This window comes from Novipirellula herctigrandis (assembly GCA_007859835.1).
GTDB lineage: Bacteria > Planctomycetota > Planctomycetia > Pirellulales > Pirellulaceae > Novipirellula_A > Novipirellula_A herctigrandis.
In genome coordinates this window covers 1,987,199-2,012,562 of the sequence record SJPJ01000001.1, presented here as the reverse complement: position 1 = coordinate 2,012,562, position 25,364 = coordinate 1,987,199, and the positions used below count along the sequence as shown (strand labels likewise).

At 52.0% G+C, this 25,364-nt stretch carries 21 protein-coding genes; 14 read left to right on the top strand and 7 right to left on the bottom strand.

Annotated elements, in window-relative coordinates; genetic code table 11:
* Positions 1-66: 66 nt before the first annotated feature.
* The 3 genes from CA13_RS07220 to CA13_RS07210 are packed head-to-tail and all read left to right on the top strand — an operon-like array spanning position 67 to position 1,914.
* Complete coding sequence (locus CA13_RS07220; protein WP_146395261.1) at positions 67-1,152, top strand: S1C family serine protease; 1,086 nt, start codon at positions 67-69, stop codon at positions 1,150-1,152.
* 32 nt (positions 1,153-1,184) lie between these two features.
* Positions 1,185-1,688 (top strand): hypothetical protein, encoded by a 504-nt coding sequence (locus tag CA13_RS07215; protein ID WP_146395260.1) that lies wholly within the window; start codon positions 1,185-1,187, stop codon positions 1,686-1,688.
* Positions 1,681-1,914 carry a hypothetical protein gene (locus CA13_RS07210; protein WP_146395259.1) on the top strand — a complete coding sequence of 78 codons (234 nt, stop codon included), beginning with the start codon at positions 1,681-1,683 and terminating at the stop codon, positions 1,912-1,914. Before CA13_RS07215 ends, CA13_RS07210 begins: the two co-directional genes overlap by 8 nt.
* Positions 1,915-2,071: 157 nt before the next feature.
* Here the strand turns inward: CA13_RS07210 and CA13_RS07205 are convergent, their stop codons facing one another.
* From CA13_RS07205 to CA13_RS07190, 5 genes are all read right to left on the bottom strand, one after another.
* Positions 2,072-2,782, bottom strand: a complete 711-nt coding sequence (locus tag CA13_RS07205) for a beta-xylosidase family glycoside hydrolase (protein ID WP_146395258.1) — start codon at positions 2,780-2,782, stop codon at positions 2,072-2,074.
* A 30-nt stretch (positions 2,783-2,812) separates the two neighbouring features.
* Positions 2,813-2,977, bottom strand: a complete 165-nt coding sequence (locus CA13_RS34785; protein WP_419194035.1) for a hypothetical protein — start codon at positions 2,975-2,977, stop codon at positions 2,813-2,815.
* Between the two features lie 152 nt (positions 2,978-3,129).
* Positions 3,130-4,002: a PEP-CTERM sorting domain-containing protein gene (locus CA13_RS07200; RefSeq protein WP_146395257.1), complete on the bottom strand. Its 873-nt coding sequence runs from the start codon at positions 4,000-4,002 to the stop codon at positions 3,130-3,132.
* Positions 4,003-4,549: 547 nt separating this feature from the next.
* Complete coding sequence (locus CA13_RS07195) at positions 4,550-5,554, bottom strand: hypothetical protein (protein ID WP_146395256.1); 1,005 nt, start codon at positions 5,552-5,554, stop codon at positions 4,550-4,552.
* Positions 5,555-5,782: 228 nt separating this feature from the next.
* Positions 5,783-6,925 (bottom strand): DinB family protein, encoded by a 1,143-nt coding sequence (locus CA13_RS07190; RefSeq protein ID WP_419194034.1) that lies wholly within the window; start codon positions 6,923-6,925, stop codon positions 5,783-5,785.
* A 473-nt stretch (positions 6,926-7,398) separates the two neighbouring features.
* On the opposite strand from CA13_RS07190, the gene CA13_RS07185 reads away from it, so the two are divergent.
* On the top strand, positions 7,399-11,439 hold the full coding sequence (locus tag CA13_RS07185) for a beta-L-arabinofuranosidase domain-containing protein (protein ID WP_146395255.1): 4,041 nt from the start codon (positions 7,399-7,401) through the stop codon (positions 11,437-11,439).
* A gap of 97 nt (positions 11,440-11,536) precedes the next feature.
* Here the strand turns inward: CA13_RS07185 and CA13_RS07180 are convergent, their stop codons facing one another.
* Complete coding sequence (locus CA13_RS07180) at positions 11,537-12,700, bottom strand: XylR family transcriptional regulator (protein ID WP_146395254.1); 1,164 nt, start codon at positions 12,698-12,700, stop codon at positions 11,537-11,539.
* A gap of 300 nt (positions 12,701-13,000) precedes the next feature.
* Here CA13_RS07180 and CA13_RS07175 point away from each other — a divergent pair, with 300 nt between their 5' ends.
* The 3 genes from CA13_RS07175 to CA13_RS07165 all read left to right on the top strand — a co-directional run bounded on the left by CA13_RS07175 (position 13,001) and on the right by CA13_RS07165 (position 16,892).
* Entirely contained in the window at positions 13,001-14,305 is a 1,305-nt protein-coding gene (locus CA13_RS07175) for a 3-keto-alpha-glucoside-1,2-lyase-like domain-containing protein (protein WP_146395253.1), read from the top strand.
* Between the two features lie 12 nt (positions 14,306-14,317).
* Positions 14,318-15,487, top strand: coding sequence for an alpha-L-arabinofuranosidase C-terminal domain-containing protein (locus CA13_RS07170; RefSeq protein ID WP_146395252.1), 1,170 nt, complete (start codon positions 14,318-14,320; stop codon positions 15,485-15,487).
* Between the two features lie 697 nt (positions 15,488-16,184).
* Positions 16,185-16,892 (top strand): transporter, encoded by a 708-nt coding sequence (locus CA13_RS07165; RefSeq protein WP_419194033.1) that lies wholly within the window; start codon positions 16,185-16,187, stop codon positions 16,890-16,892.
* Between the two features lie 27 nt (positions 16,893-16,919).
* On the opposite strand, the gene CA13_RS07160 is transcribed toward CA13_RS07165, so the two are convergent.
* Positions 16,920-17,351: a hypothetical protein gene (locus CA13_RS07160; RefSeq protein ID WP_146395250.1), complete on the bottom strand. Its 432-nt coding sequence runs from the start codon at positions 17,349-17,351 to the stop codon at positions 16,920-16,922.
* Between the two features lie 448 nt (positions 17,352-17,799).
* Here CA13_RS07160 and CA13_RS07155 point away from each other — a divergent pair, with 448 nt between their 5' ends.
* The 7 genes from CA13_RS07155 (at position 17,800) to CA13_RS07125 (ending at position 25,301) form a co-directional block, all read left to right on the top strand.
* On the top strand, positions 17,800-18,045 hold the full coding sequence (locus CA13_RS07155; protein WP_146395249.1) for a hypothetical protein: 246 nt from the start codon (positions 17,800-17,802) through the stop codon (positions 18,043-18,045).
* A 62-nt stretch (positions 18,046-18,107) separates the two neighbouring features.
* Complete coding sequence (locus CA13_RS07150) at positions 18,108-18,686, top strand: hypothetical protein (protein WP_146395248.1); 579 nt, start codon at positions 18,108-18,110, stop codon at positions 18,684-18,686.
* Positions 18,687-19,019: 333 nt separating this feature from the next.
* On the top strand, positions 19,020-19,772 hold the full coding sequence (locus CA13_RS07145) for a hypothetical protein (protein WP_146395247.1): 753 nt from the start codon (positions 19,020-19,022) through the stop codon (positions 19,770-19,772).
* A gap of 383 nt (positions 19,773-20,155) precedes the next feature.
* Positions 20,156-21,175: an ABC transporter ATP-binding protein gene (locus tag CA13_RS07140; RefSeq protein ID WP_146395246.1), complete on the top strand. Its 1,020-nt coding sequence runs from the start codon at positions 20,156-20,158 to the stop codon at positions 21,173-21,175.
* Positions 21,147-22,025, top strand: a complete 879-nt coding sequence (locus CA13_RS07135; RefSeq protein WP_419194032.1) for an ABC transporter permease — start codon at positions 21,147-21,149, stop codon at positions 22,023-22,025. Before CA13_RS07140 ends, CA13_RS07135 begins: the two co-directional genes overlap by 29 nt.
* Positions 22,026-22,128: 103 nt before the next feature.
* Positions 22,129-23,892: a hypothetical protein gene (locus CA13_RS07130; RefSeq protein ID WP_146395244.1), complete on the top strand. Its 1,764-nt coding sequence runs from the start codon at positions 22,129-22,131 to the stop codon at positions 23,890-23,892.
* Between the two features lie 38 nt (positions 23,893-23,930).
* Complete coding sequence (locus CA13_RS07125; protein WP_146395243.1) at positions 23,931-25,301, top strand: DUF1800 domain-containing protein; 1,371 nt, start codon at positions 23,931-23,933, stop codon at positions 25,299-25,301.
* Positions 25,302-25,364: the final 63 nt, after the last annotated feature.

Here is a 25,364-nt window from a genome sequence, read left to right as displayed (position 1 = left end):
TGACGATCGGAAAAAGTCGGCGTTCGATCGCCGAAACAATTCGAACTTCAACGCTACGGGCATGTCATGAGATCTCTGAAGATTGTCTCTCTGGTGTGCATAGTCGCAATTCATTACTCGCTGTTTGGCGTGTCCGCCCTAGGCAATGAGGCGACTTGTTATGTCGACGCTGAACGCCATTGTGTCGTCATGCCGGTTGAACAGCCGTTGAGTCAAAAGGCAGTCAAACTACAGCTGAAGTTGGGTTACAGATATCAGGTTTTGGCGAAAGGGGCCGCTTACTCGTCACCCGGTGAAGCCAATCCCATGCTCGGCGTCGTCCTGTTCTACAGTTCCAATCAGGAGGAAGACGGATATGCAACTCGCTATAGCGTGCTAAGGCCTGGCGAAGAGCTGGAATTTCAAACGCCTGAGGTTGGCAGTTGCTCGGATGCCGACGTGTTTCTTTCTGCCTTTTTCGTCGACGAATCCGCCGAGCACAAAAACCATGGTGGATACGAACTTAGCCTCATAGGACGATCCTCGTCGCGGCTGCTCGTTGGATCTGGAACGGCTTTTGTGGTTGATTCAAGAGGCTACCTGTTGTCGAATTATCATGTGATCGACGGTGGCAGCGAGCGAGAGGTTCTGTTTGCTGGCCGTCCAAGTATCAACGCGAGTGTCGTCGCCACGGATAAGGAAAGCGATCTTGCGTTGTTGCGAGTTAATCCCAACGACGTCGCGCTGACACCATTGAAGATCGCGTCCACCAAACTGAATCCAGGATCGAATATTGGCGCATTTGGTTTTCCTCTGGGGGCGACGACAGGACGTCGACTAAAGATTACGACCGGGGTTATTAGCGCGCTACCGGACGCGTCGACCGACGGTATGTATTTGCTCGATTGTATGGTAAATCCTGGTAATAGTGGTGGTCCACTATGCAATAAGCAGGGGCAAGTCGTTGGGATCATAACCGCCAAGAGCGAGGATACCGAAGATACGGACAGCTACGGGATGGCTCGTCCCGGATCCGATATGATTCAGTTCCTGAAAGACAATCTGCCGGACTTTGGTGGGACCGCGATTGCGACGACGGGCGAAGCCTCGGAGTGGGACGCTGTGTACGAGACGATTAGTCCATCGGTCGTCATGGTTCAAAATTGGCGATGAAATACGCGAGAGATTTGCAAAGGAAGCCATTCATGTTTCGAGCATTGTCCATCACGATCGTGTGTGTGTTGGTTTGCGGAACTTTTACCGATTCCCCATTTGCAGTAGAGATTCAGAACGAACACAAAGCGACTTTGCGGGTTGATGCTAGTGCAAACTGTTTGTTCATGACACAGAAAGTGACTCCAGCGAAGCACGCGACCAAGCTCCAACTTAGACGCGGCTATGAGTATCGCGTTACTGCTGAAGGCAACGCCTACTTCTCACCACAAACCGGTAAAGACGCCGATCGAGTGCCCGGTGTATTCGTTATGTATTGCATGGCTCACGAGGTTGGTCACGCGACACGCGTCGAAGTCCTTTTTCCGGGCAAACAGTTGCGATTTCAGACGCCCAATGCGGAGTCGATAAATTCAGAGCAGGTTTTCATCTATGCTTTTATTGTCGACTATTGGGACGCCAGCGAGAACCATGGCGGATTCAATCTAAACGTAGTGGGCAAACCTGTAGGGTCAGGAAAGAGCGAGGATGAATGATTCAGCCGACGTCGACATCAGCGACCGAGGCTATCGTGAGGCCGACGATAGTAGCTTGTCTGTGGTGCTTGCTTGGACTTCTGAGGCCGACGCCCGCGATCAGGCCGATAGTCGATTCTCTTACCCTAGGTGCTTCAAAGACAGACGCGTGTTGGCGTGTCGGGAACCGCTGCACCTTACGCCGACATCGCTACCAAGTTCTTTGGCCAAAGTGCCAGCTGTGTAGCGATGAATGCAGGCGTAGCTGATGAATGCAGGTGCAGCGATGAAGGAAATCGATGCGGAGACGATTGATCGCGATGTTGTCGCGCCAGGTACGTTTGCAACCCTTGGGGCACTTATCACGTTCAGAGAATAGCACCGGTATGCTGTGAACCCATGGCTTAAAGTTTCTTTATCTCAAGCCATTTCACGGTCGCCCACCGATTCGAGCCGGCTTCTCCTTGATAGAACTGCAAGCTGACTTGTGGGGGCAGCGCAGATGATGTCTCTGGGAGAGTCGACACACCGGCTTCGGTCCAATCCGTTGTACCTAGGGGACGAAAGTAACCACGAATTTCTTGGCCGACTACTGTTAGGCGAAGCTGCACGACCGGATCTGCGTAGGGAATGATCACCACGGTGCGGGTCTTGTCGCCTTCCTCTCGTCCCATCACGATGTTCGTGATTCCATGTTCAATTTCGAGGCCTAACTTGACCATCGCGCTGTCACTGTAATACCAAACCAGGTTGGCTTGTTCCCATCGTTTTTTTGGATGATGAGAGAGTTCCACACTTACCTCCACTGCGTCCTTCCAACCATCGGGCAACGGTTGGACTAAGATGTTCTTTGCGTCATTGGAAGCCCCCCACATATTGCCGGGCTCGATCAAAACCTCCAAGCCCGATTCACTGATTCGCCATCCTGCTTTGTTCTCTCGCAGCCATTGCCATCGTTCGTTAAGCGAACCAGCAAATCGATCAATGATCTTCTCTTGACCTGCGGCCACAGCAAGTTTCTTAGGGCTTTGCACCGATTCCTGCCCCCATGCGATTGACGCTAGCGATCCAATCACGACACCTAGTAACGCGATTGTCGAAAAACGATTTGTCATCTATCTACTCACCAACGGGAAAAATGAAGTCTAGCGAACGGTATTGTAACGATTCTGTTCATGGATCGGTAACTTCAGCAAAGCATCGAGATCCACCATCCCATCGCGAATGAACGCGACAAGATGAAATAAACAAAAGGTCATAGGTGCGATACCGACCCCGTTCAGTCGGTCATCCGTGGACAAAGGGGCCAATGCTTGGCTTCCGTTGATGCAACAGCAGCTACTGCGTCACAACGCGGTTTCGTCGCCGACTGGAAATCCACCTACAAAAATCCACCTACAAAAAAAGGTGCGGCCATGATGGGCCACACCTTCGAAAGATTTGCTTACACGTTTGATCTAGATCAGACGCGACGACGACGGGTCAGCAATCCCATTCCACCGAGGCCAAGCAATGCCAGCGAGCTCGGCTCGGGAACGGCGGTGACAGAAATCGCGAAGTTGTCGACAGTGATTGCGCTGATACTGGTGACGTCGTTGATGCTCAAATTGGGGTCTCCGGTTGCGGAGCCGGGTTGGTTGTAATCCGTTGTATAGCCACCGTAGACGGGGGTCCCCGCTGCGATGCCCAAGTCGATGGGATCCGTGGTCCAAACGGACGAGCCATCCAAGACACGGGTAAGTGCCAGAGTGCCTTCGTAGTTGCCGGCGCCGTTGATCGACAGGGCTAACTCGGCGGTCAGCCACTCGCTGGTACCCCCGTCGGCGGTGTTAACGCCTAGGCTGCCATGAGTTTGCCAGTTTTGAATCCAGGGCGCGACAGGAAGCCTATTTCCAATCGCACCGCCTCGGTTGGCCACGGAAATGCTCTTGTTGGCTCCAGACCACCACTGTGGTGCGTCCGAGACCAGGATGCCAAAGAAATTCTCGTTGGGACTGGCTGTGTTGCCACCAGCGCTGTGAGTGTATTGAAAGTTGGAAGTGATGGTTGCGGTGTCGCTTCCACTAATGGAGAAGCCAGTCTGGTGGACAGCTCGGTAGTTGATTTTGGCAACCGTGGTATCGAGGGTCGCGATTCCAGCCCCGTCGCCGGTGATCAGATTTTGCTGCGAAGTGTCGCCCCCATCCCACTTAACGTTCCAGTCAGGACTGGCGCCGAGTGACTGATTGGCAGCCAAGCCACTAAAATCTTCCGAGACAACGATCGCCGCGTTTGCGGTGGCGAGTGGGGCCAGAATCGTACCGAAACATAGAAGTGATTGGATCAAAAATTTCATAAAGAAGTTCTCGAGGAAGGGATTCTAATCCGAGATAATCGGACCACAAAATACCGGGTGAACTGGATTGGTTTGAAGAAGAAACAATGTTGATTGTTGACAAAAAACGCGTGCAACTTCTTGCCCCCAGTTTAGTGGGGTGCCTAACACTGGCAAGGCCAAACTGTCGCAAATAGGGGGAATGTGTGGATTGTGGAGGATGGGGTGTGAGCGGGAGTGTCTCTTCATTTCTGGTCCAGCAACAGCCTTCTTGCTCCGAAGGGGATGCAAAACCAGGCGATTTCTATGCGAATGCATAGGTGTTTGGTCAGCGGAGGCGGATCGGAGCCGAACAGACGCCCTGGGATTCGCCGCAGCGCCATGTCTGGGCTAACTGGCGCCATTTCTGGGCTGGCTGGCGCCATTTCTGGGCTGGCTGGCCGCAAACTGGCGACTGGCGGGGGCGGAATGTCGAGGTCAGCCGGTCCACATGTGCTATGAACGACCCCGAGCGTCTGGTCATTTTTTTGCCTAAGCATGACAGGCACCGTCTGTCATGCAACGCATCTTACTGAGGCTGGAACTTCTTCTTGAATTCCTGAAGTGCTCTCCAAGCTGTCGTTTGCAGGAACGCTTGTTCTTGTTTGGAAAACACCTTCTTGATCGGTTTACCATCGCGATCTTTCCCGCTGTCGCGATCATTGTTGAGAAAACGAATATCAGTGACGGAGTCAATCGCGACGCCCTCGGGACTGCGATCGTAGATGGCTGCGTAGATTGTACAGGCCGTCAAGTAAGCCATTGTCTGGTTCAGGTGGGGGTCGTTTTCAAAACGAAGTGTGACTTGGGGGTTACTCGTTTGGCATTGAAGGGCGACGTAGGACATCGGAGCGACCGAGGCGTCGATTTGAGTGGCTAATTTTGCGATCTGTCTTGCTTTTTCTAAGACCGCACTCGGTTCTTGGTGCTGGGTAATCGGAAACTGGTTTTGAGTGCTTGGCGTTGTTTCATAAAGCAAGACGCGGGCGTCTTGTGCTTTTGCCAATTCAGCGAACTTGGGGGCGAATCGCATATACGAGGACTGAGCTCCTTGCAGATCATCGCGGTACGATTGCAATACCACTAAATCCCACTTCGTGCGGTCAAGCGTTCCGTTTTCAATTTCTTGAAGCAGGCTTCGCATTCGCGTGAGTCCACCGGATGCATGTTTGAAAGTGGGGTCTTCTTCGGATGCGGTTTTCAACTCCGCAATCGTTGCTGCCACCTGTTCACGATTGACACAGTGGCGATTGATGATGTGTTGAGTTCCCAATCGCCAATGGGCTTTGAGCGTTTGGCCCCCATAAATGACTTGCGTCGGAAGGAAGGAGAGCTCCGCATTGGCCGCTTCCGACATCGCTTTGACGACCTGGGCAAGGTTATGCCTAGCCGTGTAGCTGTTGCCAATGAACAGCACATGGAGTGTCTTGGGATTGGCATTGGATGGTTCCTGTGCAAGCCCCATATTGCAGGCGACAAAAATGGATAACAAGAATGCGGTCACTATTTGGTATGCCTTGATTTTGTATGCCATGATCACGCCCATTTTTCCTAAGTATGAGAATATGCACTATTCGAAGGGGCGACGGTGATGGCTTTCGGCCGAGTCCCCTTCATCGGCTTTGAGTCTATGCGAATTGCTACCCGAAGTGTTCGACCGGTCGTTGCAAGGCGATTTAGCGTGAAGCGGGAGTGGGCACGGAAGAACGACTGGCGATCGACCGTCTTTGGCGAAGTCATGTTGTGGCAATAGGCCGCTGGCTTACGGTTTGGGGAAGTCCGGTAGCTCAAACTTTTTTACGGTGTTCGCGGTATGTTCTTGGTAGTGCTTTTGCATTTGCACCAGTAACGCTCGCAGGGATGGCCATCGACTTCCGGGCGCCTTTTTGTCAATGTCCATGCCATCCAGAAGGTAAGCGAAGCGGCGACAGAAATCACTTACACGCTGCATCTGCCGAGCTTCCTCGGCACCGTCCCAATCGGGATGTGCAAAACGATAGTCAAGCGGCATTTGCTGGGGATTCAAATTCATCACAGGAATGTTGGAGTCGATGGCATGGTAGATTTGCGAGAAAAACTGTAGTTGCCGTCCCATCATGTGTTCCGCATTCCAGCGCGGCGTATGCGTTTGGTTCGACGGCTTGAAGTTCATTTGTGACGTCGAGAGTTCAGCAAACACTTTCTGAGATTGGCTGCACGACTGTTCCATCTCTGTGAACAGTGCCGCGAGTTCGTTTGACATCTCCCACGGTGACGGGCCGAGCAAAACCGTTTGTGTCTCTTGTTGCCCTTTATCCGCGGCGGAAACCGCAAGCGTGTTGTGCCTTGTTCGGTTGCTAACGGTGCTGTCCGGTGATGATGCATTTAGGGGAATCAGGTATCGCGGGTTCGCTGATCGTACGATCTTGGCGATCGGTTCCGAGGTAAGTTGTTCGGCATGAACATTGGTCAGAATCATCACGTCGACGCTATCGGCGGAAAGCACGTTTGCCGCTTTGAAATCGTTTGATGCGATCAGCACAACGACACCGTCAACGTTGACTCGAAGTGAGTTGCTGCCAACGGATTGAATTGTCATTGCGTTTGGATCAATCGTTTGAATCTCGCTCGCTTTGCGCCACACCGGTTTCGGTTGGTTCGGCAAACGAGACAGAACATGATCCAAGGGATCGATCAAGGAAATCGACTTGCTGGCCTCGCGAGTCATGGTTGTTTGATGGTTGGCATGGGTGCTGACAAAAAGTTTCAATCCCCAGTGGTTTTCGATCGACACGACTCCATTGGGCCAAGTCCTCACTGCAAGCGGTTCGCCATCCGCCGCGATCGAAACGGAACTCAGTAGCCACCCGACGAGAGTGCTGAGAAGAAGACCGCGTATTAGAAACCGGTGGATGTTGAGTGGCATTTTTGATTTGCCTAAATGGGGTGGTGGATACAGAATCGACAACGTTTCAACAAGCGAAAAGCCATCGGTTGTCTATTGGGTCATGTGGGGGCCATTCGTATGTTACCAAGAATGAGTATTGGTTGAGTGCCTATGCTTCCAGCACTTTCGAACAATAATTAGCGTTGGCGTTTGTTGGTTTTGCGTTTGGTTGCTGCGTTGGAGCGTTTTCCCATCAACTGCAATGACTACACCCAGCGGGCGTTTGTTCGTAGCGATGCTCCATCGATTCGATTGTCCTGTGCGATCGGTTAGCAACTCACAGGGGCCTCCACCGAGTATGATTTGCATAGGATTTCTGCTTCGTCTCTGACAAAAGACTGCAATGATATCGCAGTTCAATGCCACAAATCTATTGACGGTTAGTGCTCGGATCATTGACGGGGCGCCATCGTGCCAGCAACAACAAAGTGAAACAAAAAAGGGTTTCCTAAATGAAGTGTCTAATCACGTTTGCCGTGACTCTCGGTCTGGCGATATCCACGATGGTTGTACAGGCTGAAACGGTCAAGCTTGTGCCTTTTTACGGAGTGCAGATGCAGGACGCGACTTGGAAACCTCGCATTGAGCAACTCGTCAAAAATACATTGCCGCATGCGTTTAAGAATACGGAGGTCGCGAGAGAACGACTCCGTTTGTGCGCCGAATGGCTCGAGTCGGGTGGCACGACGCCAAAACCAGAGCCGCATCGTTTCAATACATCGGACCTTTACAAAGTTCTTGAAGGCGGTGCACTAATGCTCAAGGCGGCCCCTCATCCGGAAATCGAGCGACTGATGGATGAGTCGATCGAAGTGATTGCCCGAGCGCAAAAACCGGATGGCTATTTGTACGTGTCACACATTACCGGTTCGATCTTTGAGAACGAGATGGGACCGCGACCTTACAGTTACCTGTTGCACAGTCACGAACTGTACAATGTCGGGCACTTGTATGAGGCGGCGGTTGCCTACGCTCAGGCGACCGGCAAGACGAAGTTGCTAGAGGTTGCCGAGAAAAACGCGGCGCACGTAAACAAGGTGATTTTTGAGGGCGGCGACCCGAACTACAACGATGGTAAGCCGGTACTTCAGGCACCGGGGCATCAGGAAATCGAAATTGGCTTGGTCAAACTCTACAGCCATACAGGCAAGCGACTGTATTTGGAGATGGCAAAGAAGTTCCTTGACATCCGCGGCGTTACCTTCAAGCCCAATCTCGATAACGTTAGCTCGCCCACCTACGCTCAGCAGCATCTTCCGGTCGCGCGGCAACGTAAAGCAGTTGGCCACGCAGTACGAGCCACTTACCAATATGCTGCTATGGCCGAAGTTGACAGTTTGCTTGGAACGGCCGAGTATTCCGATGCTCTGGACTCGATTTGGCACGATATCGTTGACACCAAAATGCACATCACCGGTGGGCTTGGTGCGGTCCATGGCATCGAAGGCTTCGGGCCGGCCTATGAATTGCCCAACGAACATACCTATTTGGAAACCTGTGCTGCGGTTGGAAACGTCTTCTTCAACATGCGAATGTTCCTGAAGTTCAAAGACGCACGCTACGTTGACGTCGCTGAAATCGCGCTATTGAACAATTGCCTGTCAGGTGTCGGGCTTGATGGCACCAGCTTCTTCTATCCAAACCCACTCGAAGCACGCAGTGGTCATCGCCCGCGATCGGGTTGGTTTGGAACGGCATGCTGTCCATCCAATATCGCAAGGTTGATCCCCCAAGTCCCTGGCTACTTGTACGCCACAACCGGCGATCAAATTTATGCTCTGTTGTACGCAGCCAACAACACGCGACTGGACATCGGTAATACGGCAGTGGATCTTCGCCAGGAGACGAAATATCCATACGACGGTGAAGTGACATTCCATGTCGATCCAGAAGCTGCATGTGAATTTGTCTTGAATTTGCGTGTTCCGACTTGGGCAGGCCAGCAGTTGGTTCCAGGTGACTTGTATCATTTCCAAGCGGATGCGCCGAAATGGTCGATCTTGGTTAACGGAACTCCCATCGAAGCAAGCATCGACAAGGGCTTTGCCAAGATTGATCGAACGTGGAATCCGGGGGACAAGGTTGTTCTACAGTTGCCGATGCCCGTTCGCACCAATGTTTGTACGGAGAAAGTCGTCGCCAACCGCAGTCGCGTTGCCTTCTCGCGGGGGCCCATCGTCTTCTGTGCCGAAGGCATTGATAACGAAGGATCCGTTCAGCGTTTCTTTGTGGATCCGAAAAACGCCGCTGCAAACGCTCGTGTCGAGACCTTTACGGATACGCCACTGAGCGGTTTGCCCAAAATCGTGTTGCCTGCTCACGAACTAACTGGTGACAAGGTTGCACAGGCGGATGATGTGAAGCTGGTTCCCTATTTTGCTTGGTCTAATCGGGATCGAAGTTCGATGATCACTTGGATGCCAACCCAAAGTGATTTGGCGATACCCGGCAATGGCGGGCTGGGCGAGTTGAAGTTCGCTGGTGCCGCTGCATCGCACACCTATGAACTTGACACGGTTGATGCTGTTCGAGCCCAGCATACGCCAAAGTCTTCGTCCGACACCAACATTCCTCGTTGGACCGGTTGGCCGCAGGTTGGTCAACCACAGTGGGTGGAAATCGATCTTGGTAAGGCTCAGCCGGTCGCGAGTGTGGGGGTCTACTGGTACGACGATCACGGCGGAGTCCAAGTTCCCGCAGAATGGCACATCGAAGCACTCGACGGTGACCAGTGGAATAAAGTCGAAATTTACAACACTGATTCCTACAGCGCATTGCCAGATACTTACAACACAGTCCAACCCGCCAATCCGCTGACCACTGGCAAACTGCGAATCCATATGCGACCACAGCACGACAAGACATCGGTTGGGATTCTCTCGGTTGACGTTACCATGGCGGAAGTGGCAGCATCGCAAGACGACGCGGTTGCTGAGAAGCTGCAACACGGTTCGCTTGAGGCAACTCATTTTGTTAATCCGATTGGCGAAGGGGCGGATCCTTGGGTGACTCGCGATCCAAATTCGGGACGCTACCTATGGTGCATGAGCGATGGGAACCGTGCGCTCGCGATTCATACAAGTGATTCGCTGACATCGCTTGGCCAGAAACACATCGTGTGGAAGGCGCCGAGACGGGGGCCATATTCACGCGAAATTTGGGCACCCGAACTGCACTTTCTCGATGGAAAATGGTTGATCTATTTCGCCGGGTCCGATGGAGACAACAAAAATCACCTGGCGTACGCACTGCAATCAAAGACAGCAGATCCATTGGGTGAATATGAGCTGCACGGGGCATTCATCACGGGGGATACCAAGGACGAAAACCGTTGGGCGATCGACATGACCGCGCTAGAACACCAAGGCAAACGTTATGCAATTTGGTCTGGGTGGGATACGGCAACGAGCGATCGGCAATACCTTTACATTGCCGAAATGGAATCGCCTACAAAGCTAGCTGGGCTTCGAGTTCGTATTTGTTCCAACGATGATTTTCCATGGGAGTTGACCGATGGCGATGGTCAAGGCCGAGGTCTTCACGAAGGCCCACAAGTCTTGCAATCAGGCGACCGCACTTTCGTCACCTATTCGTGCGCCGCCTCATGGCTGCCAACTTACAAGCTCGGGATGCTAGAACTTGTCGGCAACAACCCGCTTGATCCGGCCGCGTGGAAAAAATATGACAAGCCTGTTTTTCAAAGCACGGATGAAACGTACGGCGTCGGTCATTCCTGTTTCGTGCGGTCACCCGACGAGAAGGAGTATTGGCACATCTTTCACGCCAAGCGGGACCGAGACCCAGGTTGGCGAAGAGCCATTTTCGCACAGCCATTTCACTTTGACGAATCAGGCCTGCCGCAGTTTGGAAAACCCGTCCCTGCTGGTCGCCCCATGCCTATTCCCTCTGGTGACCCCGTTCCATCCGGCGATAAAGCAACCGAATTGAATTTGCCTTATCGAAGCGATTTGAAAAGCGACCACAGTTACTATGGTCACCATCAATTCTATCAGTTCACCGCAAATGGGCTGCGGCTAGGCGAGCCACCATCGGATCCGATTAACGACTATCGCAGTGGCGAAAAGATCGTGCTTGGGGCTAAGGTGCCGAATGATTTTTCCGCCACCATTTCGGTTGACTTTGGCGATGACCCAAACGCCACCGACGCGGGGATTCTTTTTCGCGTCACTGCCCCGTCCGTTGGCTATGACGCGCAGCGCGGCTACTTCGTAGGGATCAAGCCATGTGACAATGTGGTTTTGCTTGGAAAGACGGACGGTCGTCAATGGGAGGAACTTAAACGCGTCCCGCTCGCGATGGACACGTCAAAGAAGAAACTCAGTATCACCGTCGTCGACGACCTATTCGAAATCGCGGTCGACGGCAAGACGCTTTTTACTCACCACGACGCGACCTACACCGCAGGCACCCTCGGGCTGCGGGTCGTTGATTCGTCGGTGACCTTCAGTGAGTTCAAAGTATCCGCTCCGTGATCCGATGCGTGATCCGATGCGAATGCTAGTCGCCAACGCTCGGATTTTACCGAACCGGCTTGATTGATCCGAATCGCGTGGGTTGATCCGATTGCTGCTAGAAGTCTTTCACTTCTTTCCGAAACGCCGTTGGTGATTGCCCGGTTAGTCGTTTGAATACGACCGTCATGTATTCCACGTGTACGAAGCCGACAAGTTTTGCAATGGATGCAAGAGTCAGATCCGTTTCAAGCAAGAGTTGCCTAATTCGCTTGACCTGTGTCCAGCGGATTTCGTGTTGGGGTGAATGGCCGAGATACTTGCGAAAGGAACGTTCTAGGTGACTCCGTGACACGGCGACTTGATCGGCAATTTGGTCAACGGTCACTCCCGAGAATGCGTTCTCTCGAATGAAGGCGATTGCCGCAACGACATCCGCATCGGCAATCCCTAAAGCATCGGATGATTGGCGTACGACAACTCCAATCGGATCAATCTCGTGATCCATTGGGTCCGGCTGCTCTCCTGCCATTAGCTGATCGAGAAGCATTGCGGCCTCGAAGCCAATTCGTAGTGGGTTTGGTTGGATACTGGATAGCGGAGGGTTGCAAAAATTGCATAGCAATTCGTTGTTATCCACGCCAACCACCGCGACTTGCTCAGGCACGAAGTCGCCCGAGTCTTGGCACGCGTTCAAAACATGTTGGCCACGGACGTCGTTACAAGCCATGATCCCCACCGGTTTCGGCAGGCTTTCAATCCAGGATGCGATTTTGTCCTGATCGGTGTCCCACCGAGGGACGCCTTTTCCTCGCCATACCGATTCGTACAGATCGCAGTGTGTACCGAGTGTTGCTGCTTCGGCGAAAAAACCATCACGACGTTCGGTCGACCATGTTTCGTTCTTAAAACCACAGAACGCGAGATGGCGAAAACCCCGTTCGTGCAAATGTCTTGCGCCGAGTTGCCCGATCGCTTGCATTTTGGATCGAATGCGCGGTAATCCGAGACCCGTGTAGAGGTCATTCAGATCGACCGCAGGTATGCCTTTCGAAATGATCGACTCTGCGAGTCCTTTCGTCGTTGTCCGGCACAGGATCCCGTCCCAATGACGCTGTAATAGCCATGATGGCGGAGTTGCCCAAAGCTCCCGTTCATCCAAATACACCGACCATCTCGCATGACTTTTTTGGTACTGGGCGATCCCTTGAAGGATCTCGCGACCATAAGTCGTGGACGTTTCGATCAGCAACGCGACTCGTCGTTTGGAAGAGATTGGCATTGGTTTCTATGCATTTTTCACGTTCGGCCGTCTTGCAATTGATCTCCTGCAATAGCATTCTTCAGGCACGTTTTTGCTAAACGTCCAGCATCGCAAGGATGGTTGTGAACACAATTCAACTCGTAAATTGGCGTCCGCCGGCGCTACGATAACCGATTCAGTGGATGTTCGACAAGGATTGGGCTGACAATATCTCTCATGCTATTTACTGGTGTTCTCCTGGTGTTCGCAGGGGGACCATTGCACAATGAGAGCCCACGAAGAACTTACTCGACCCACGAAATTTGAAGAATTATCAATATGCTTTTTTTTAGAACCTTGCTTGTGGGGTTTCTTTTGTTGGCGATTGCGAAAAGCAATCAGGCGCAAGAATTAGCGATCAAGGTAGATGCCACTAAGCAACTCCATCCGGTTTCTCATCTGCTTACGGGGGCATGCATCGAAGATGTAAATCATGAGATCTATGGCGGTTTCTATAGCCAGATGATTTTCGGCGAGAGCTTTCAGGAACCAGCTACCGCATCGACGATTGAAGGTTTTAAGGCTTACGAAGGTGAGTGGGAGGTCGAAAATGGCGTGCTACATATATCAGGTGGTCAGGGCAACAAGTTGGTTTCGGATTCACCGACTTTGCGAAACGGCGAAGTGAGTGTCGATGTCAAGTTTGAGGACCGGACGCCAGGCAATGCGGGATTGATTCTGCAGGTTTCCAAAGCGAAGAATGGTGCCGATAACTTCTACGGCTACGAGATATCGCTCGATCCCGCTCTTCAGATATTTCGACTGGGGCGGCACCGAAATAATTGGGAACACATTCGCGATGTTCCTTGCGAAATCAAAGTCGGCCAATGGATCAACCTTCAGGTCAAATTGGACGACGGCACTCTCGCCATCGATGTCGACGGAGTCAATCGCCTGACGTACGAAGATCACGACAATCACTCGTTGCATGAAGGCTTGGTTGGGTTGCGGCAATGGCAGCGAGGGGCAAGCTTCAGAAACCTGAAGGTGATGTCAGAATCAAAACTCATTGAACTGCCATTCGAGAAGACCACCTCGCCAATGAATCACGCGGTCAGCAGTATGTGGCAGGCTTCCGAGACGGGCACCGCGGTTGGTCAGTACGAAATTGTTCGCAGCGATTCGTTCGTGGGAACTCAGTGCCAAAAAATTCGCTTTGTAAACGGTCAGGGAACTGTCTGTATCAACAACAAAGGGCTGAATCGTTGGGGTTTGCATCTTCAGCAAGGTAAAGAATACGAAGGTGTGGTCTACGCCAAAACCGATTCGCCGTGTGAGCTTTGGGTTGGCGCCGAGAACAGCGACGGTTCGCAGGTGATGGATGAGAAGAAGCTGAACATTGCCTCGTCGGAGTGGAAGCGAATTGAGTTTTGTCTGACTCCCAACGAAACCGTTGTCGACGGGCGATTCACGTTGAAATTAAAGATGCCCGGTTCGGTCTTGGTTGGCTACGTTTCCCTTCAACCGGGACCGTGGGGACGATTCGAGAATCTTCCTGTCAGACGCGATGTGGCCGAGATGCTTCAAAGGCAAGGAATCAATATCCTGCGTTATGGCGGATCGATGATCAACAACGATCAATAAAAGTGGAAGAACATGATTGGTCCGCGTGCGGAACGCCAGTCGTATCGAGGACATTGGTACAAATACTCAACCAACGGTTGGGGGATTTTGGACTTCATGGACTTCTGTGAAGCCGCCGAGTTTGAATACGTTCCGACATTCGGTATGCACGAAACGCCAAAGGACATGGCTGACTTTGTCCGTTACGCAACTGCGGCTATCGATACCGAGTGGGGGAAAAAACGCTCCCGCGATGGGCATCCGCAGCCATATCAGCTGAAATATCTTCAGCTTGGAAATGAGGAACGCGTGGACGAAGCCTACGCCGACACGTTCGCGCGGCTTGCCGATGCGATTTGGGCTATCGACAAGAACATCCAGTTAATCGTGGGCGATTTTGTGTACGAAGAGCTGATCACCGATCCGTCTCGAATCCGACGTTCTGCATCGGGAATTACGAACTTAGAAGGCCAGCGAAAGGTATTGCAGTTTGCCAAAGAGAGGAATCAAGAGGTTTGGTTCGACGTGCATGTTTGGACCGGTGGCCCACGTCCTAACCAATCGTTTGATGCCTTTTTTACCTACATTGATGCACTCGAATCGCTCGCTGATGGGGCGAAGTTTAAAGTGCTAACATTCGAGTTCAATGCGAACAATCACGATCAACGTCGCGCCATCGCCAACGCCTTGGCGATCAATGCGATCGAACGAGACGGAAGGGTGCCAATCGCGACTTCGGCCAATTGCCTTCAGCCTGTTGGACAAAACGACAACGGTTGGGATCAAGGGTTAGTGTTTCTGTCGCCATCGCAAGTTTGGATGCAACCGCCGGGCTACGTCACACAGATGTACTCGGATAACTATGGTCCAATGCTAGTCGAATGTTCGGTTGCTCAGGACGAGCAGGCTGAGCAGGACCTCGATTGTAATGCGAAACTAAGTGGCGACGGTGCATCGTTAGTGTTAAACATCGTTAACGTGTCCGCGAAGCCAAAGTCCGCAGTTCTACAAATAGCGGGATTCATATTGTCGAGTGACGAGGCGGATGTTATCGAACTCAGCGGTGAACTGGATGCGGCGAATACCGAAACAAATCCAACGACGGTGTCACCGCAATGCAGAAATTGGGAGCATGGTCTGGCGAAAGGCTCGACCAGTTTCACGTTCAAACCAAATTCGGTAACCACGATTGTATTGAAGTAGGTTGCAATGTGGATCGGTGCGGGGAGCCACTCCGCTACCAGTCTGCTAAGTTTCGGCAGTGATTCGTGGCCAGCATAACGTTGCCCGCCGGAATCACGCGGTGTTTGGAACGGCCTACTTTAGCGTTCTTTAACCGGATGCTGGAAATACTCAACAGCCGAGTTGCGTTTTGCTGTTTTGGCTCGATATCTGTTTCACTCGGTGGCATACGGCTTCCGTTGGGGCATCATCACCAAAGTTTGGTGCAACAGGACGAACCGTTTTTCAGGTGCGATTATGGACACGCTTTGCTTCCGAAGATAACGATTAGGAGAGTCATTCGCACTGCAGTGTACTCGACGGAGGTACGTGTCGATTGGCTCACAAGAATACTCGGTTACGCGTCGATAGTGCCACCATGGGCTGCAACGAAATTGTGGCCAAAATTTCATCGAATGGAGTCGATTCTGCTGTGAATATGCGTTTAATTGCTACCTTCTTTGTTGTCACATGCTGTGTTGCCGTCCTGGATATCAGCTCCGTTCAGGCTCAATCTTGCGATCAGCAGTGCGATTCTTCTTTGGGCGATTCTTGGTTGGGCGATTCTCAGTCGGGACATCTTAGAACACGAGGCTGCTCGGACCGGGGGACGGTGGGCTCCCTGTTTTGTTGGAGCGGGAACTCCTGCCGTGATGAACTCATTCAGCCGAACGAACCGTTGATTACGGACCGTCCCGACTTTACCGAAGCTAGCAGCGTTGTGGGGTTGGGCATACTGCAAATCGAAACGGGTTACACGTATTTCTACGATGACGATGGAACCACTCAAACCATTTCCCATTCGTATCCAGAGGCACTTTTGCGCTATGGCGTTTTGGCAAATTGGCTTGAGTTTCGATTGGCTGCGAATTACGGAAACAGTGACGTCAACGGATTGTCGAGCGATGGTACCGATGACTTGTACTTAGGTTTGAAAATTGGGTTAACACCGCAAGAGGGATTGCTGCCCGAGATGGCGTTGATTCCACAGATGACCGTGCCAACCGGAGGCAGCGCGACGACCAACGGCGAAGTCTTGGCCGGACTCAATTGGTTGTACGGATGGGACATCAACGATTTTCTAGCCACGGGCGGCAGCACGCAATTCAATCGTTCGTTGGATGAAGCCACGGGGATGGGATTCACCCAATGGGCACAATCGTGGACAATTGCTTATTCGCTGGCGGATCGTTTGGGAGCTTACACAGAGTACTACGGTTTCTATCCCAGCGGTGCGGATACGGCATCGCCCGAGCATTACTTCAACGGTGGCTTTACGTTTCTAGTCAGTAACGATGTCCAGTGGGACATTCGCGGTGGCACTGGATTGAACGACGAAGCGGACGATTACTTTGTCGGCACAGGACTTTCGCTTCGCTTTCGTTGAGTGAAGCAGAAGCAGCGATCAAAAGTGTTATTCGCCGACTTCCGCAGGCGCTGTGTAGGGATTCGAATCATTTTCCGATCCGGAGTTCTTTCGCGGTACCCCATTGGTTCCGGGGAGATCACCAGGCAAACCGTCGGATCGCGAAACGAACACAGCGCCAATGATCAGCACCAAGCCAACTGCACTGACCAACGCGGTCACCGTCCCGAGAATGGAATAATAGAATAAATAGTCGTTGGACGGCATGCTTTGTGCAATGTAGATCGAAGCGATCGTACTCCCGATACGACTGATCAAAATGCTCGCTAGGCCGGCGGCCAGGTAGGTAGCGGGTTTCGGGTATCTGCGCATCTTCGTTAACGCAAACAAAACGCCCCCGAAAATCGCGATCATTTGAATCAGCGATGGTGCCGCATAGAGGGCGCCCAACATTAAATCAGAACCCGTGTTAACACTCATTGAAGACTCCGGTGTGGTTTAATATTGTCGCTCGACGAATTGGAAGTGTTTGCCGATTCACGGGGGAAACGGGGGTAATTCGTGTTTCCTAAATCGCTTTGGTTTTTTTGGCAGCTAGGGCTCTATCCGAATGTGATTCGCAAAACCAAATAATCCATCCGCAGTCTAACCGATCCGTGCGCTACCGTCGAAACGATTTGACTTATTGGAATATCAAAGTGGATTGGATATGGCTGAATCGTCGGTAGTGCTCCATCCATTACCAAATATCCAATCTAGAGGACGCACCCTTTCTTCGTCGCGTGCGCGAAGAGTGATAGCCTTATTGTTTATCCTCTATCGATAGACAGCCTTTCGGACGTTTGACGTGTCTTCACAAACCCGCTTGTCAGGTGTAGAACAGCGCATGATACATTCCTTTTCCTGACTCAACAAAAGAGTAACGAACGTGGCCAAAAAGAAAGTAAGTAAAGCAACGGTTAAGAAATCTTCGTCAAAAAAGAAGTCGCTAACGCTCAACGACATTTATGACCAGGTATCGCGAAAGGCCGACACGCAAGGGGTCAAGATTAACGTTGCCGAAACGAAGCGGGTTCTGGCGTGTTTCTTCGATGCGCTTGAGGATTACCGATCCGCCGATGCATTTGACTTCATTGCCAAAGGGTTAAAGCGAGCTGGCACACGACGTCGGTAATCCGAAGTCGCTTGTCCACGAGGTAATTTGTGCTAAGAATTCACTGACCCTAGGAGGACAATATGGATCGGCGACTTTTTCTTGCACGAATTTCATCGTTAGCGGCTGCGGCCTCAGCGATACCTGCTACAAACGCATTGGGAGCGACTTCAGAGAATCTGACGCTCCCGGATATCGCCTCTGACGATGCCAAGGATCCGATGCGAGTTGGACTCGGCCGCCGATTCGTCTCGGACCTGCGTACAAGTGGCTACTGGGAAGTGATAATCGAGCAGGTGCATTTCCATCGCCAACAAATGAGAGACCGGAAACTCTGTATGCCGCTCATTCGCTTCAATGACGATTTTAGCCTTCCCGACGACGCATATTACTTTGAGATTTATGGTGTCAAAGTCTTTTCAAGCAATCTATCGCCAGAGTATCTGTTGAGTTCCTCACCATTGAGTGAGGATGTTCGACGTGAGTATGAGAATCTAAGTGTCCGTCTCGCGACTCTCGCCGAGCGATGTCAGCATGTCTGGCCAACGGAACTCAAAGAAGCGGCGGGGATTGTAACATCGGTGCGAAGGTCTCTTTCCCCAATCGATAAGACTGTTCGAATGGAAGGTGCTCGCAATGGCAGTCGCGTTTTAACCAACTAACCCATCAAACCGAACTCGGCTGCGTCAATGCGTTTGTGATGCAAAAAGGGCTCAGCGAATGGCAGTCCTTTGAGTCTCTTCGACAGGCCATCGCGTTGCGGCGAATGACAACCGCTTCCTTGAACTCGACGACTAAACTCTGCATCTAGCGTTCGGCCGACTATTGCGCAAGCAAATTGAGGAAATGCATTCGCGACACACGACTCATCTTTTGCGTTTGCTGAGCTTCCCGAATGGTTGATACTGCTTGCAAGCGACTAACAATTCGTGTGTACTGGCATCGCCACTTCTGGTGCCTTCATTTCTTTTGCGTCCTTTACGAACTCGTCATCCATGGCAGATCCCTCCGTGAGTCATTCAAGTTGGATCAAGCGAATGGTCGTCGTGATTTTGCTTACTTGGCAGATATTGCTAACGATCTTCCTCACTCTGGCAGGACTTGAAGACCGCAAGCTCGCCGCAATGTCGGGAATGCTGTGGGGCCTAAACCTGTTGTGGATCATCGGAATGGGGGGACTATCCATTTCGCTCCGCAAATATGTGGCCGAGAGTGTCGTTCATTCACCGAAACGGATTTGGTTGAAGTTCTTTTGCTTCGTCACCGCTTTGGCACTCGTTGAAGAGGCCATCACAACGACGATGACGAATTGTGCACCATTGTTTGGTGTCAAAATGGGTGAGGTCTATATCACGGCATCAGCCAACTATTTTGACGTGGTGCTGTTCCACAGCGTCGTTGTTTTCCTTCCGCAATTTGCGATGTGGGGCTGGCTACTAAAACGCTATGCCCTTTCTCCATTTGCTGCGTTTCTGATGTACGGTTTGACTGGCTTTATCAACGAAGCTCTGTTCGCGGGGCCGAATCCACTCATGCTCGCTCAATGGATTCTCGTCTATGGGTTGTTGGTTTACCTGCCGGCAAATCTATTCAATCACCTACCGGATCGTCGGCGTGTTCGTTGGTGGCTGTACCCCGCTGCAGTCGTGTTGCCGATTTTGGCGTCAATACCGATGGTGATGTTGCTGCTACTGGTTATCGCCCCAGGGCATCCGAGCATTCACTTTCCTCCGATGGGTGCCGAATAGCTTTCTGCGGTCGTGTCGGCGCCTCGGTAGCGATCAAATCAGGAGCGGTGCCACAGCCAGGGCATTTCGCCTGTTCATGGTCTGTCCATTAAAAACACGCTGGATCGGTCGTCGGCATGAAGCGTGCTACTTCGTTTACAATTGAGGCGAAGGAGGCTGAATCATTTGAATTTTTCGTTTTACGGCCAATAAATTAAGGCCGTTTGCGAATAGGTGTGAGACGCATCCTTCGTGAATCCGAATGCTCACGGTAATCCTACCTATTGAAGATGCATCCGCCGGAACCAAAATACTTTCCCACCAACAAACTACGTTGGCTTTCACTCGTATGATAGTTGCCAGCAGCCGTACCGATTTTGCCTCCATCCGAAAGGGAATCCATTGTGGAATTGGCAATCCAAACTGAACATTTAACCAAGATTTACGCAGGACGCGTGATCGCGGTGAACGACATGAGTTTGAACGTTCCCAGCGGAGCGGTGTATGGGTTACTCGGGCCAAATGGTGCGGGAAAAACCACGACTTTGCGATTGTTGCTTGGGTTGCAGCGACCGTCTGCTGGGAATGCAAAAGTATTTGGGCATCCATGTGGTCCCAATGCAACGAATGTTCGAGCCATGATTGGCTATCTGCCAACTCATCCCGTATTACCGGGCCATTTGTGCCCGATCGAGTATCTGGATTTGCTTGGCAAGTTGTGTCGGATTCCTCAGCAGATTCGCAAACCCCGATTGACGTCATTGTTGCGAGCGGTGGGTTTACTGAGTGCGACCGATCGTCGCATCCAAACGTTTTCGACGGGCATGCGAACTCGGCTTGGCATCGCCGCATCGCTGCTAGCCGATCCGCCACTTTTGGTTTGGGATGAGCCGACTGCGGGACTCGATCCGTCGGCGCGACGCTTCACGTTGGACTTGATCCGCGAGCTCGCGAAATCTCGCACGGTCATGGTGGCAACGCACATCCTCAGCGACATCGATCAGATCTGCGATCACGTTGGCGTGATGCATGAGGGACGGATGATTTTCAGTGGGTCGATGCGAGAGATGAAGCAGCGCTTGCAGCGCGACGATTTTTGTTTGGAACTCGATGGTGATCCTGAAGATGTCCGGCAATTAGCCGAGCAGGCCGCTCAAGTACAGGGCATCAAAATTCAACCGCACGAACAAAACACGGTTTTGGTCGAAGTGGCCGACGGTCATAGCCGCGCCGGCGTGATGGCCGAAGTGCTGCGGTTAGTCGATGCCAGCAAACTTACCCTTCAAGCCATTCGGTCGACTCAGAACGAAACCGAATTCGCATACCTTCAGCTTTTGCAACAGGACAGTGATCATGGATTTCGGCGGTTTGATCTCCAATCTCCACTCAAAGAGCATGCCGTTACGAGCGATTCTGGCGTATGAGCTTAACGGCTTGTGGAAAAGTTGGCTCATTCGTGCATGGTTGATTGCCACCGTTCTTGTGACGTTTTTGATTGTCACGACGAATTGGGCTGTTACACCGACGGCACGTTTGATTGCTCAACTTTTGTTTCCGTATCTCGTTTTTCCGTGGTTCTTGGTGGTGTTACTACTCGGACTCAATCCGGTCACCGGGGCCCGTTTGGAAGCGTTGTCCGATGGCATTCTAAGCAGGCCTGTCACTCGGTTGGAGTATTTGTTGGCGTCTTGGGCAGCTCGCGTGACGGCGGTCTTGGCGGCTTTGTTCGTTGTGATTCTGCCAGCCGTTTGGATCGTCGCTGTGGCTGATCGTCCGGGCGTGGGCGAGAACGATGTGACGCTTTATGGGATCGTCGCTTCACTCGCCGTTGTGGCGATGGTGCTAACGTTTCTTGTCTCAATAGGATTTTTTGCGGGAACGGCTTTTCGCAGTTCGATGTTTGCTGCTGCTGCACTGATTTTGATTTGGATGCCGGTAAACCTTGTGCTACATACGTTTTCACTCGAAGAGTTTTCCCCAATCAGTTTGAATCAATCGTTACCAACGCTGCTGCGAACACCTTGGCATGAAGGACAATCGGCTGCTGCGGAGCCAGCCAAGGGAGAGGACATGCAAGCGGCGGCCGAACAAGCAGCGAACTTCCTGAATGTTCTGGCGGGCGGAAGTGCTGCGGCGACCAGGAAAGATCCAAAGTTTTATGAACGTGGCGACTACAAAGATTTTTCTTTGATTCGCGTTGTCTTGGGATACGGGGTCCCAACGCTCGCCGCACTCGGACTGACCACACTGATGTTTTCCAGACGAGATCTTTAGAGGCGTCAAAACGCCTGTTCGAGACGCTCTTAGGAGGTGTCTCGACGAAAACGGGCCTGCGTGTATGACCAACCAACTTTACAACCTCCAAGGAGTCAAATCCATGTGCCGAGTTAGCTTCATCTTCCATTCTTCGCTGTTCCTTTTGTTGGTTCCACAGATCGTTTATTCGCAAGATTCACCCGCGCCTGCGACGGAGTGGATTTCGCCGGATGCATTGATCGTCGTCGAGATCACTCGCCCAGATGCCATCTTGGATGCTGCCTTTCAAGACGATGTTGTTAAAGCCGTCACTGCGATACCTGCTTACAAGGACTTGATGGCGAATTCGGAGGCACAGCAAGCGTTCAATCTCGTCAACTATTTCAAGGGTAGGTTCGAGTGCGATTTGCCAACGTTGATCGATAAAGTTGTTGGCGGCGGGATCACTTGGGCGATTGGGCCGAATGAGGCCAATCTATTGATCATCGAAGCCAAGGATGCAAAAACGATCGAGGAAATCCACGAGTTCTTTCTAATGAATGCTCGTAACGATGCAGAAAAAGCGGGGCAGCCTGATCGCGTGGCATCGGCAGAATACCGCGGCGTCACGGGATGGCGGTTTGGACCAAACGAAGCTCATGCGATCGTGGGCAATCGATTGTTAGTAACCAACAAACCAGACATGTTAAAGCTGGCGATGGATCTTCGTGCGGAACCCGATCAGCCCTGCTTCGCAGACTCCGAGAGTTTCCAAGAAGCGAAACGAGCATCAAGTCAGGAGTCGGTGGCGACTGTGTATGCAAATATGGGTGTGCTGAAGCAAATACCTAAGCTACAGAAAGGGTTGTCGGAAAACGAGAACCCATTGGCGTCACTGCTCTTTGCTCCATTGCAAAAATCGTTGCGCAATGCCAATTGGGTATCGATCGCAGCGGAGATCCAAGACGGTGCTGTGCAATTCCAATTGACCACCGATGGTACCGTCGGTGATCCATCGGCAGCGGATGGATTCGCTTTGCCAGAAGTTGCCGGTGAAGGCGCAATGCCCAATTTCGATGTGCCACAACAGATTGCTGGGATCAGCCTGTATCGTGATTTGTATCGCTACTATGCCGCAAAGGATGAATTATTCCCAGAGCGTACGTCTGGGCTGATTTTCTTTGAGAACATGATGGGAATCTTCTTCACGGGGCGTGACTTGACCGATGAGGTTTTAGCTGAAACGCGACCCGAAATTCGTGTGGTTGTTGCCGAACAGCGATATGACTCAAACGTCGGCACGCCATCGCTTCAGTTACCGGGATTCGCGGTGGTGATGCGGATGCGGGATCCCGATAAGTTCGCACCGATCGTCGAGGAAGCTTGGCAAAAGGCGATTGGCTTGGTCAATTTCACACGTGGGCAACAGGCCGAACCAGGGTTGATCATTGAAAGACCAACCCACGCCGACATCACCTATACAAAGGCTGGATTTTCCGCCGCCGACGAGCAGGATCGTGCTTCGGTCAATCCACGCCACAACTTCCAACCGACGCTTGCCATGCCGGGTGACTATTTGATTCTTGGTTCTTGCGACACGTTGACTCGAGATTTGATTGATGCAATCGGCGACCATGGTGATGTGGACGCCATGACGGACACGCATAGTATCGCTGTCATTGATGGTCCCCAACTCGCTTCGATATTGGAAAAAAATTCGGATGCAATGGTGCGTCAGAACATGGTCGAGGACGGTAACACGCGCGAGGAGGCCGAGATGCAACAGAGAATTTTGAGGACTGTGCTGCAAAACGTCCGCACCGCGACCCTCCATGCAAATTCCACCAATGGGCAATCCCAGCTGATCGTCCGATTTGAGTTGTCTTTGCCTGTTTCTGTTCGATAAGACGTTTGCTTCAAATTCGATTACCAGTGAGAAGAACGATGAAACGAGACATCGCGAACGACGTTGATCCTGATTGGGCTTGGTCATCCTACCAGCCGAGCGAGAGCCGACCATGGACGCTCGCGATGGCCGGTCACCTATATCGACGTGCTGCCTTCGGAGCAACGTATTCAGAGCTGCAGCAGGCGGTCAGCGGCGGTCCTCAAAAAACTGTTGACCGTTTGCTACGGGGTGGCGAGGAATTGGACGCGTTCCACCATGTGATGGACCAGGACGAATTGGCATCGGCTAAGTCCGGTAACATGGGATCTTTGCGAGCATGGTGGTTGCGGCGGATGCTGAAAACCCCCTATCCATTACTCGAAAAGATGACGCTGTTTTGGCACAGCCACTTTGGTATCAGCGGATCACGCGTAGGCGATTCGCAACTAATGCTCCAGCACATACGCGTGCTGCGCGAACATGCGTTGGGCAAGTACAGCAGTATGCTTGATGCCGTCTCGCAGGACCCGGCTGTCTATCTTGGTTTAGGTGCACAGTCCAGTCGTAAGGCACAACCCAATGAAGAATTCGCTCGGCAATTGATGCATCGTTTGAGCTTAGGCCCTGGCAACTTTGGAGAAGAAGATGTCAGTGAAGCGTCGCGAGCTTTCACCGGTTGGGTCGTCCTGAGGGGGCAGCTCCGCTTTTTCGACCGAGAACATGATACGGGCGTAAAGAAGATCCTCGGTCGAAGCGGGAATTGGAAAGCAGAAGACGTACTGCGGATCGTACTGGAACAACCGGTTGCACCGCGAATGCTAGTTCGAAAGCTGTACCGTTGGTTCGTTTCGGAAGTGGAAGATCCCAGCGATCGTCTGCTTGACCCGTTGGCCGAGATGTTAGCCAAGGACTATGACACTGGTCGAGTCGTTGAGACAATGTTACGTTCGAACCACTTCTTTTCCGCTGCCGCCTACCGACGCCGAATCAAGAGCCCTGTCGAGTTCGCATTGGAAATCGTCCGAGGGATGGAGGGGACGTTGTCGACCGTCATCCTTAGTGAGGAACTCGCTCAACTCGGGCAAAACCTTTACAACCCGCCAACCGTTGATGGTTGGTACGGTGGTCGTCACTGGATCAACTCGGCCACCATGACCGGTCGATGCAACTTGGCGCATTCGTTGTTTGCTCGGAATGGTCGGTATGGTGGTAAACTTGATCCCACTGCGATTGCGAGTCGTTATGGCTATGACGATCCGACGGCCTCGCCAGGATTCTTGGTCGCGTTGTTTTTGCAGGACGATTTACCGAAATCCGTGCGTGAGGAACTCCGTAGAACGATACCAAGTTCGATTGATACGGATGGATCGGCTTTGCGGCAATTTGCATCCAATGCCGCCGCGCTGACTGAGTTTCAATTGTCCTAGAGATTTTGCCGCGTCGCGAGATTTTGTTGACGCTGCGAACCACGACTGTTTTTCAATGACCCT

What these genes read in the sequence shown, in the direction of transcription:
- CA13_RS07175 (WP_146395253.1), top strand. Translation starts at nt 13,001, where the DNA reads ATGCTTTTTTTTAGAACCTTGCTTGTGGGGTTTCTTTTGTTGGCGATT.
- CA13_RS07205 (WP_146395258.1), bottom strand. Translation starts at nt 2,782, where the DNA reads ATGACAAATCGTTTTTCGACAATCGCGTTACTAGGTGTCGTGATTGGA.
- CA13_RS07190 (WP_419194034.1), bottom strand. Translation starts at nt 6,925, where the DNA reads ATGCCACTCAACATCCACCGGTTTCTAATACGCGGTCTTCTTCTCAGC.
- CA13_RS07185 (WP_146395255.1), top strand. Translation starts at nt 7,399, where the DNA reads ATGAAGTGTCTAATCACGTTTGCCGTGACTCTCGGTCTGGCGATATCC.
- CA13_RS07170 (WP_146395252.1), top strand. Translation starts at nt 14,318, where the DNA reads ATGATTGGTCCGCGTGCGGAACGCCAGTCGTATCGAGGACATTGGTAC.
- CA13_RS07130 (WP_146395244.1), top strand. Translation starts at nt 22,129, where the DNA reads ATGTGCCGAGTTAGCTTCATCTTCCATTCTTCGCTGTTCCTTTTGTTG.
- CA13_RS07220 (WP_146395261.1), top strand. Translation starts at nt 67, where the DNA reads ATGAGATCTCTGAAGATTGTCTCTCTGGTGTGCATAGTCGCAATTCAT.
- CA13_RS07150 (WP_146395248.1), top strand. Translation starts at nt 18,108, where the DNA reads ATGGATCGGCGACTTTTTCTTGCACGAATTTCATCGTTAGCGGCTGCG.
- CA13_RS07200 (WP_146395257.1), bottom strand. Translation starts at nt 4,002, where the DNA reads ATGAAATTTTTGATCCAATCACTTCTATGTTTCGGTACGATTCTGGCC.
- CA13_RS07210 (WP_146395259.1), top strand. Translation starts at nt 1,681, where the DNA reads ATGAATGATTCAGCCGACGTCGACATCAGCGACCGAGGCTATCGTGAG.
- CA13_RS07135 (WP_419194032.1), top strand. Translation starts at nt 21,147, where the DNA reads ATGCCGTTACGAGCGATTCTGGCGTATGAGCTTAACGGCTTGTGGAAA.
- CA13_RS07145 (WP_146395247.1), top strand. Translation starts at nt 19,020, where the DNA reads ATGGCAGATCCCTCCGTGAGTCATTCAAGTTGGATCAAGCGAATGGTC.
- CA13_RS07160 (WP_146395250.1), bottom strand. Translation starts at nt 17,351, where the DNA reads ATGAGTGTTAACACGGGTTCTGATTTAATGTTGGGCGCCCTCTATGCG.
- CA13_RS07215 (WP_146395260.1), top strand. Translation starts at nt 1,185, where the DNA reads ATGTTTCGAGCATTGTCCATCACGATCGTGTGTGTGTTGGTTTGCGGA.
- CA13_RS07180 (WP_146395254.1), bottom strand. Translation starts at nt 12,700, where the DNA reads ATGCCAATCTCTTCCAAACGACGAGTCGCGTTGCTGATCGAAACGTCC.
- CA13_RS07125 (WP_146395243.1), top strand. Translation starts at nt 23,931, where the DNA reads ATGAAACGAGACATCGCGAACGACGTTGATCCTGATTGGGCTTGGTCA.
- CA13_RS07195 (WP_146395256.1), bottom strand. Translation starts at nt 5,554, where the DNA reads ATGGCATACAAAATCAAGGCATACCAAATAGTGACCGCATTCTTGTTA.